At 74.0% G+C, this 2,763-nt stretch carries 1 protein-coding gene; it reads right to left on the bottom strand.

The genetic code is table 11. The features are described from left to right. The coding region (locus tag ABT130_RS47355; protein WP_350966461.1) for a type I polyketide synthase at positions 1-2,763 on the bottom strand (2,763 nt) is incomplete at both ends.

Genomic DNA, 2,763 nt, shown 5'->3' with positions numbered 1-2,763 from the left:
GGCAGCCGCAGCCCGGTGGCGGCGTTCAGCCGGTTGCGCAGCTCGACCGCGGTGAGGGAGTCGAAGCCCAGCTCGCGGAACTCCCGCCGCACCTCCACCATCTGGGGGGACGCGTGTCCCAGCACCGTGGCGGCCTGTGCCCGGACCAGCTCGATCACCAGCCGGCTGCGGTCGGCGGGGGCCAGCCCGGCCAGCTGCCGCAGCAACGCCCCGTCCGCACCCGACACCGGGGCCGCCGCCGCTGTACGGCGCGTGCCCCGCACCAGCGAGCGCAACAGCGGCGGCACCTCGCCGAACGCCCGCAACGCCGGCAGGTTGAGCCGGACCGGTGCGACCACCGGCGTGTCGCAGCCCAGGACCGCGTCGAACAGGGCCAGGCCCTCGGCGAAGGAGAACAGGTGGAACCCCGCGGCCGTCAGCCGGCGGAGGTCCGTCTCGGAGAGCTCGCCGGCCATGCCGGCATCCGCCGCCCACGGTCCCCACACCAGGGACAGGCCCGGCATGCCCTGGGCCCGGCGGTGCTGGGCCAGCGCGTCCAGGTAGGCGTTGGCCGCCGCGTAGCCGCCCAGCCCCGCGCCGCCGGCCAGCCCGGCCATCGAGGAGTACATGACGAAGGCGGCCAGATCGAGATCCCGGGTCAGCTCGTGCAGGTGCCAGGCGCCGTCGGCCTTGGGCCCGAACACATTGGCCAGTCGCTGCGCGTCCAGCGACGGGATCATGCCGTCGTCACGGACGCCCGCGGTATGGATGACCGCGGTGAGCGGGTGTTCCGCCGGCACGCCGACGAGCAGTTCCGCCACCTGGTCCCGATCGGCCAGGTCGCAGGCGGTGATGGTGACCTCGACACCGTGCGCGATCAGCTCGGCCTGCAACTCCACCGCACCCGGAGCCTCCAGGCCCCTCCGGCCGGCCAGCAGCAGGTGCCGGACCCCGTGCTCGGCCACCAGGTGCCGGGCCAGGTTGCTCCCCAGACCACCCGTACCACCCGTGATCAGAACGGTGCCGTCGAGATCCAGCCGCCGCGCGCCGTCTCCAGCCGGCGTCAGGCGGACCAACCGGGGAACGCGGACCACGTGTTCGCGAATCGCCACCTGGGGCTCGCCGCAGGCCAGCGCCTCGGGCAGCACCGACAGCCCGGTCTCCCGCTCGTCCACGTCGACCAGTACGAAGCGGTCGGGATTCTCGGTCTGCGCGACGCGTACCAGCCCCCAGACCGCGGCCGCCGCCGGATCCGTGACCATCTCGTCTTCCCCGCCGGCGACCGCGCCCCGGGTGACCAGCACCAACCTCGACTCGGTGAACCGGTCATCGGCCAGCCACTGTCTCAGCAGCTCCAGTACCCGGCCGGTCAGCTCCTGTGCCGCCGACGCCCCGCCCGCCTCGGCGGGCGAGCCGATCTCGACGGCCACGACGTCCGGCACCCGGTCCAGCGAGACGCGACCGCCCGCGGGCTCGGCCTGACCCGGCTCGGCCCAGCGCAGGTCACCCAGTCCCGGCCGGCCAGGTTCCGACCAGTCCAGCTCGACACAGTCCAGCCCGGCCACCGCGTCCACCGGAGAGACGATCGTGGGCGCGACCACCCACTCCAGCGCGAACAGCGCGTCCCGCTCCAGCCCCTGGCCGCCAGAGGCGAGCATCTGGTCCGCGGACACCGGCCGGAACACCAGCGACTCCGCCGTCAGCACCGGCGCGCCCTCGGTGTCCACCGCCGCCAGCGACACCGAACCGCTTCCGGTCTTGACCAGCCGCACCCGCAACGCCGAAGCACCATTGGCGTGCAGGCAGACGCCACCCCAGGAGAACAGCAACCGCCCCTGGCCCGGCTCCACCAGGTCCATGAACGAGGCCGGCTGCAACGCCGCGTCCAGCAGGGCGGGATGCAGGCCGAACAGTCCGGCGTCACCGACCTCCTCGGGCACCTCGACCTCGGCGAAGATCTCCCCGTCACGCTGCCAGGCCGCCCGCAACCCCTTGAAGGTGGGCCCGTAGGCCACGCCGCCCTCGGCCAGGTCGTCGTACAGCCCGTCCAATGCGATGGGCATCGCACCCACGGGAGGCCACACGGCCGTGTCGAACCGCGCCGTACGCGCTCCGACCCCCAGCACGCCGGCCGCGTGCCGCACCCAGGGCTGGTCCGGCGCGTCGGCGAGCCGCGCGTAGATCGCCAGGTTCCTGCGGCCTGTCTCGTCGGATGCGCTCACCACCACCTGGACGGCGACGGCGCCGTCCGGGGCGAGCACCAGCGGGGCGGCCAGGGTGAGTTCCTCCACCCGGTCGCAGCCGACCTGGTCCGCCGCCCGGATCGCCAGCTCGAGGAACCCGGTGCCGGCGAACAGCGCCGTACCGGCCACCGCGTGATCGGCGAGCCAGGGGTGCGCGCGCACCGACATCAGGCCGGTGAGCAGTGCACCGTCGGAGTCGGCGAGCCCGACAGTGGCGCCCAGCAGCGGATGCCTCGCCGCGGCGAGGCCAAGCCCTCGGGCATCGGCGATCCGCACCCCGCTCGGCCAGTAACGCCGGTGCTGGAAGGCGTACGTCGGCAGGTCGACCCGGCGGCCACCCTCCAGCGCACTCTGCCAGTCCACCGCCACCCCGCGGACGAACAGCTCGGCCGCCGAGACCAGCACCCGGTCCATGCCGCCCTCGTCACGGCGCAACGTCCCGGCCACCACCGCGGTGACCCCCGCCGCGTCCACCGCCTGCTCGATCCCCAACGTCAGCAGCGGATGCGGGCCGACCTCGACGAACGCCCGATACCGCTCC

The organism is Streptosporangium sp. NPDC001681 (assembly GCF_040298085.1).
GTDB lineage: Bacteria > Actinomycetota > Actinomycetes > Streptosporangiales > Streptosporangiaceae > Streptosporangium.
This window is presented reverse-complemented; position numbering and strand designations above follow the sequence as displayed.